A 6304-nucleotide genomic window follows, 5' to 3' on the forward strand; every position below is an offset into this window, starting at 1 on the left:
GCGCCGCGGCCGCGCGGCGCGCTCGGCGGCTCAGCTGCTCCGTCGGATTGCGCCGGCGCGATCGTCGCCAGCCGGGCCAGCACCTCCCGGTCGTCGCCGCGCAGGTCGAAGTCGACGGCCCGCCCGGTCAAGTCGCTGAAGATCACGATCGGCGAGCCCGCCCACGCATCCGCGCGCTTGACCGCCAGGGCGACATCCGCGATCGGCCCCGAGGCAAGGCGCCGCTGGCCGACGAAGGCTGTGAAGGTTTCCTGCATTGAAATCACTATGAAATCAGAGCTGATGGCCCATTTAATATCCGGGTAAAATAACAACGTCAATATGCCCGGGTAAAAATAACGAGTGTCCGGCTCGACATTCGCCCGCCGGGCTGGCACCAACGCGCCCGAGACCACCGGGGGACCTCAAAAATGCTCACCGTTCATCACCTCAACAATTCACGCTCGCAGCGCGTGTTGTGGCTGCTCGAGGAGTTGGGCGTGCCCTACGAGATCGTGCGCTATCAGCGTCAGCCGGACATGCGCGCGCCAAAGGAGCTGCGCGCGATCCATCCGCTCGGCAAGTCGCCGGTGATCACCGACAACGGCAACACCATCGCCGAATCGGGTGCGATCGTCGAATACCTCGTCGGCACCTACGGCCAGGGGCGGCTGATCCCGCCGCAAGGCACGCCGGAGCGGCTGCGCTACACCTATTGGCTGCACTATGCCGAAGGCTCGGCGATGCAGCCGCTGCTGCTCAAGCTGCTGTTCACGTTGATGCCGAAGCGCGCCCCCGCGCTGCTGCGTCCACTGGTGCGCAAAGTGTCGAACCAGGCGCTGACCGCGCTGGTCAACCCGCAGATCAAGCAGCACATGGATTACTGGGAAGGCGAGCTCGGCAAGAGCGAGTGGTTCGCCGGGCCCGAGTTCACCGCGGCCGATATCCAGATGAGCTTTCCGCTGGAAGCGGCGCAAGCGCGCGGCGGTCTGGAGCAGGGCCATCCCAAGGCGATGGCGTTCCTCGAGCGCATCCACGCGCGTCCAGCCTATCAACGCGCGCTGGAGAAGGGCGGGCCGTACCAGGTGGGACGGTAGCTTTTTCGCCGTCATTCCGGGGTGCCCAAAGGGCGAACCCGGAATCCCGGGATGGTGGCGCGAGATTCCGGGTTCACGCGTCGCGTGCCCCGGAATGACTCTTAGTTCACGGCCGCGATCACCTCCTTGATCAGCCGTGCTGCGCCGCGGATATCGCCGGTGGGATCGACGGAATCGCCCAAGCGCACGACGACCATGCGCTGCGACGGAATGATGAAGATGCGCTGGCCGAGATCGCCGGAGGCGAAGAAGGCGTCGCGCGGAATCCCCGCGCGCGCACGGCCCTTCGCATGCTCATGCTCGCTGCGATTGGTCCAGAAGCCCGCGCCGTAATCGGTGTCGAGCGTGGCGGCCGCGCAAAAATCCACCCAGTCCTCGTGCAGGATGCGCTTTCCACCGACCATGCCGTCGTTGAGATAGAGCAGGCCGAAGCGCGCCCAGTCGCGCGCGCTCGCCAGCATGTAGGTCGTGCCCTGGATGGTGCCGGTGCCGTCGAGCTCCAACGTCACGTGACGCATGCCGAGCGGATTGAACAATTCGCGCCAGGCAAAGGCGAGGCTCCGCTCCGGGCCGCCGGTGCCGTCGCGGACGAGGCGCGCCAGGATCTGCGTGGTGCCGCTCGAATAGTGCCAGCGCTTGCCAACCGGTGCGATGAGCTCGGCCTTCACGGCAAACCCGGCCATGTCGTCGGGCAGATACATCATCTGGCTCGACGGATCGAAGCCGCTGTTGGTCTCGTCCAGATCGAGTCCCGTCGTCATGCGCATGAGGTGCTCGACCTCGATCCTGCCGCGCGGATCGGAGGCGCCGCGCCATTCCGGCACCGGCGCCGGAACCGACGGGCTGAGCAGATCCTGCTGGGTCATGATGCCGATCAGCGCATTGATAACGGATTTCGTCATGGAGAAGCCGAGCAGCTCGGTGTCGACGCCGACGCCCGCCGCGTAGCCCTCGGCGATGACGCGGCCGTCGCGCACCACGACTACGGCCTTGGTGCGCCGGAACGGCGGTGAGGCCGGCTCCTCGAAGGCATGATCGAGTGCGGCCTTCAGCGCGGGATCGGTAGGCTCGACCACATCGGCTCCCGCGATCTCGGGCAGCAGAGGCGGCGCCTTCGGCGTCCTCGCCGCCTCCAAGTCGATCTTCGGCAGATACGGCGTCGCCGATCCGTGCTGGAGCACGCAGCCAAAGCCTTCGCGAAAGATGGCATGGCTGCGGAAGCGCCCGAGCACGGCGACGTCGACCGTCTTCGCTGCGCGGTCGAGATCGAACCACATCAAATGACGCAAACGACGGATGCCCTCCCGTTCCGTCGTCTCGGCAAACACGGTTTGCGGATCAAGCTGCGACACGAACGTCTTGCTGCAAACGTTGTGCGCGACAAAGCCGGTCGCCACGCGCAGGGCCTGGTCGGGTCGAAAGACAAATCCGGCGGCGATGGCCACGAGCAATGCCAGCGCGGCCATCGCGGCGCAGATGCGCAAAATAATCATCATGAGAGCGCTACTTGGGCAAGAGGCTCGCGAACAGGGCGGCGCGTCGATACCACGACGAAATCGATCCCAAAAGCCCGGCGGCGGGATTGGTGCTCCTATTGCCCCTCCGCCGCAGCGCCCCGTGTACGCGGGTCGGGCGCGCCGAACGACCCGCTCGGCGTCACCGCGATCGAGTTGGCCGAGGTCTGGCCCATCGGCTCGACGACGAGGTGACCCATCGCCTTCAGCGCGAGCAGCACGTCGTCGGAAAAGCCGCGCTCGACGCGCACTTCGTCCGGCAGCCATTGGTGATGCAGCCGCGGCGCCGCGACGGCAGCGGCGACATCCATATGATAGTCGAGCACGTTGACGATCACCTGGAGCACCGTCGAGATGATGCGGCTGCCGCCCGGCGAGCCCGTCACCAGCACCGGCTTGCCGTCTTTCAGGACGATGGTCGGCGACATCGAGGACAACGGCCGCTTGCCCGGACCCGGCAGATTGGCCTCGTAACCAACGAGGCCGTAGGCGTTGGCGGCGCCCGGCGCCGCGGTGAAATCGTCGAGCTCGTTGTTGAGCAGCACGCCCGTGCCGTCGGCGACGAGGCCAACACCATAGCTGAAGTTCAGCGTATACGTGTTGCTCACCGCATTGCCGCGACTGTCGACAACGGAGAAATGCGTGGTATTGCTGCCTTCGCGTGGCGGCGTCGCGCTCGCCACGATCTCGCTCGCCGACGTGGCACTGTCGGCCTTGATGCCCGCACGGAGCTTTGCCGCATAGTCCTTGGCGACCAGGGTGTCGATCGGCGCCTTGACGAAGGCGGGATCGCCGAGATAGCGGGCGCGATCAGCATAGGCGCGCTTCATCGCTTCGATCAGCAGATGCAGCGAGGCCGGCGAGCCCTGCTTCAGGTCCGAGAGCTGAAAGCCCTCCAGGATGTTCAGCGTCTCGACCAGCACCACGCCGCCCGACGACGGCTGCGGCATCGAGACGATATCGAAGCCGCGGTAGCTTCCCCGCACCGGCTCGCGGATCACAGGCTTGTATGACCGCAGATCCTCCGGAGTCATGATGCCGCCGGCATCGGTGACGGCTTTGGCGAGCTTTTCGGCGACCGGCCCCTCGTAGAATCCGCGCGGGCCCTGGGCGGCGATGGTCGACAGCGTCTCAGCCAAATCGCCTTGCACCAGCCGGTCATTCTCTTGCAGCGGCGTGCCGTCCGTCCGCGAGAAGATCTTCGCTGACGCCGGCCAGCGCGCAAATCGCTTGTGGGCGCCCGGCATGGTGTCGGCGATGTCGTCGCTGATGACGAAACCGTCGCGGGCGAGCGCGATCGCGGGCCCCAGCAATTGCGCCAGCGTGAACTGGCCGGAGCCGTATTTCTCCAGCGCCAGCGCCAGTCCTGCGACCGTGCCGGGCACGCCGATGCCGAGCGCGGAGTCGCGCGACTTCGTGATATCGGGCTTGCCGTCGGCGCCGAGGAAGATGTCCGAAGTGGTCGCGCTTGGTGCGGTCTCGCGATAGTCGATCGCGATGTCTTCCTTGCGGTCGGCGGAGTGGATCACCATGAAGCCGCCGCCGCCGATATTGCCCGCGCGCGGATAGGTCACGGCCATGGCGAAACCGGTCGCGACCGCGGCGTCCACCGCATTGCCGCCACGCCGCAGGATGTCTGCGCCGATCTGCGCGGAGATCCTTTCCTGCGCCACCACCATGCCGTGCTCGGCGGCGATGGCGTGAACGGTGTCGAGCGCGGGCGGCTCGTAGATGCGGCGCGCATCCTGAGCGCGCACCGGCAGCAGTCCGATACCTAGAAGCGTGATGGCAGCTACGACATTTCGTCGTGTCAGGACAAACGACATCATCAAAATTCCGCCGCGTCTTGTTTCTGCCGTGTCTTGCTTTTGCCGTGTCTTGCTTTTGCCGCGTCTTGGCACCACTCCACAGCCGTCACGGCAATGCTATACCGTTTGCGCTAAGTGAGGCAAAACTGTTCGTGATAAGGAATGCAGATGACGACGATTGCCTCTGATACCGATATCGCCTCTGATACCGTTATGACCGATACGGAGCGGACCTATCCGCCGCGCACCGCCGTCGTCAGCTGGATATTCTTCGACTGGGCTGCGCAGCCCTATTTCACCCTGATCACGACGTTCGTCTTTGGGCCCTATTTTGCCACCAGCGTCGCTCCTGATCCTGCGACCGGACAGTCGCTGTGGGGATTTGCGATGGCGGCGGCTGGCATGGCCATTGCCTTCCTGTCACCCGTGCTCGGCGCAATCGCGGATGCAGCCGGCCGGCGCAAGCCCTGGATTGCGGCCTTCGGCGCTCTGCTGGTGCTCGGCTCCTCTGCGCTGTGGATCGGCAAGCCCGGCGATCCCGCCATCATCCCGCCACTGCTCGCCGCGGTGGCGCTTGCCAGCATCGGCGCGGAGTTCGCGACCGTCTTCAACAATGCGATGATGCCGACACTCGTGCCGCCGGAGCGCATCGGACGGCTCTCCGGCAATGGCTGGGCGACCGGCTATGTCGGCGGCATCATCAGCCTGATCATCGTGCTCGGCTTCCTCGCTGCGAATCCGGAGACTGGACGCACGCTGCTCGGCTTCAAGCCGCTGTTCGGGCTCGATCCGGCCACGCATCAGGGCGATCGCATCACGGGGCCGCTGACCGGCCTCTGGTTCATCGTCTTCGTGACGCCGATGTTCCTGTTCACGCCGGACTATCCGGCCAAGCGTCCAGTGCGCGAGGCGCTGCGCGCAGGCCTTGCACAACTGAAGCAATCGCTCGGCGAACTGCCGCGGCAGAAATCGCTGGCGACGTTCCTGCTCGCCAACATGATCTACACCGACGGCCTGGTGTCGTTGTTCGCCTTCGGCGGCATTTATGCTGCCGGCACGTTTGGCTGGCACACGATCCAGATCGGCACCTTCGGCATCATCCTGGCGATCGCCGGCACCTTCGGCGCGTGGCTCGGCGGCAAGCTCGACGACCGCCTGGGACCGAAGCGCGTGATCGCCGGCAGCATGCTGGTCCTCTTGCTGTCGCTCGTGGCGATCCTGCTGGTCGACAAGGATTCGATCCTGTTCATCAAGGTCGCCCCGCCCGAGCCGGGCGGCGCTCTGTTCGCGGGCGCGGCCGAGCGCGCCTATCTCGTGCTGGGCTGCCTGATCGGGGCCGCCGGCGGCCCGCTCCAGGCGGCCTCGCGCACGCTGCTCATCCGCCTCGCTCCGAAGGATCGCATCGCGCAGTATTTCGGCCTGTTCGCGCTGACCGGAAAGGTGACGTCCTTCATCGGACCGCTCCTGATCGGCGCAATCACGGCCGGGACCGCGAGCCAGAAGGCCGGCATGGGCGTGCTGGTGGTGTTCTTCGCCGCCGGGCTCGCGCTGTTGGTGCGGGTGAGGGAGTAGCCCAGCGCGTAGCCCGGATAGAGCGAAGCGTAATCCGGGACCGCTAGTGCCAAACACTCCGCTGTCGTCCCGGCGAAGGCCGGGAGCTATAACCCCAGGGAGAAGTTTTAGCGCGAAGGCGATGACCACGAGTCTTCGTCAAACCACTCCCCGTGGATATGGGTCCCGGATCGGTGCTCGCTCCGCTCGCTTGTCCGGGACGACAGCGGAGACGGACAGCGCGGGAGAGTTAGACGAACTAAAGCGGGATGGGGTTAAGTTGAATCGATTTGGGATTCCCAAATCAGCCCGTTTCTGATTCACCATGCTGGCTGGAAGGAGGCCAGCATGGATG

At 65.6% G+C, this 6304-nt stretch carries 5 protein-coding genes; 2 read left to right on the forward strand and 3 right to left on the reverse strand.

Annotated features, from left to right (window positions below; translation table 11 throughout):
- Positions 1-266, reverse strand: a 266-nt coding sequence (locus QQL28_RS45310) for a DUF2239 family protein (protein WP_284276352.1), incomplete at its 3' end; no start/stop codon positions are given.
- 144 nt (positions 267-410) lie between these two features.
- On the opposite strand from QQL28_RS45310, the gene QQL28_RS45315 reads away from it, so the two are divergent.
- Entirely contained in the window at positions 411-1076 is a 666-nt protein-coding gene (locus QQL28_RS45315) for a glutathione S-transferase family protein (protein WP_284276347.1), read from the forward strand.
- A gap of 101 nt (positions 1077-1177) precedes the next feature.
- Here the strand turns inward: QQL28_RS45315 and QQL28_RS45320 are convergent, their stop codons facing one another.
- Complete coding sequence (locus QQL28_RS45320; RefSeq protein ID WP_284276348.1) at positions 1178-2572, reverse strand: serine hydrolase domain-containing protein; 1395 nt, start codon at positions 2570-2572, stop codon at positions 1178-1180.
- Positions 2573-2667: 95 nt separating this feature from the next.
- Positions 2668-4419 carry a gamma-glutamyltransferase gene (gene ggt, locus QQL28_RS45325; protein WP_284276349.1) on the reverse strand — a complete coding sequence of 584 codons (1752 nt, stop codon included), beginning with the start codon at positions 4417-4419 and terminating at the stop codon, positions 2668-2670.
- Between the two features lie 147 nt (positions 4420-4566).
- On the opposite strand from ggt, the gene QQL28_RS45330 reads away from it, so the two are divergent.
- Positions 4567-5970, forward strand: a complete 1404-nt coding sequence (locus tag QQL28_RS45330; RefSeq protein ID WP_284276350.1) for an MFS transporter — start codon at positions 4567-4569, stop codon at positions 5968-5970.
- The last annotated feature ends 334 nt before the right edge of the window (positions 5971-6304 follow it).

The sequence above is a fragment of the Bradyrhizobium iriomotense genome (assembly GCF_030160715.1).
Lineage (GTDB): Bacteria > Pseudomonadota > Alphaproteobacteria > Rhizobiales > Xanthobacteraceae > Bradyrhizobium > Bradyrhizobium iriomotense.

Bases quoted from the DNA above. Each gene is read 5' to 3' on its own strand.
- QQL28_RS45315 (WP_284276347.1), top strand. From the start codon at position 411: ATGCTCACCGTTCATCACCTCAACAATTCACGCTCGCAGCGCGTGTTG.
- QQL28_RS45320 (WP_284276348.1), bottom strand. From the start codon at position 2,572: ATGATGATTATTTTGCGCATCTGCGCCGCGATGGCCGCGCTGGCATTG.
- ggt (WP_284276349.1), bottom strand. From the start codon at position 4,419: ATGATGTCGTTTGTCCTGACACGACGAAATGTCGTAGCTGCCATCACG.
- QQL28_RS45330 (WP_284276350.1), top strand. From the start codon at position 4,567: ATGACGACGATTGCCTCTGATACCGATATCGCCTCTGATACCGTTATG.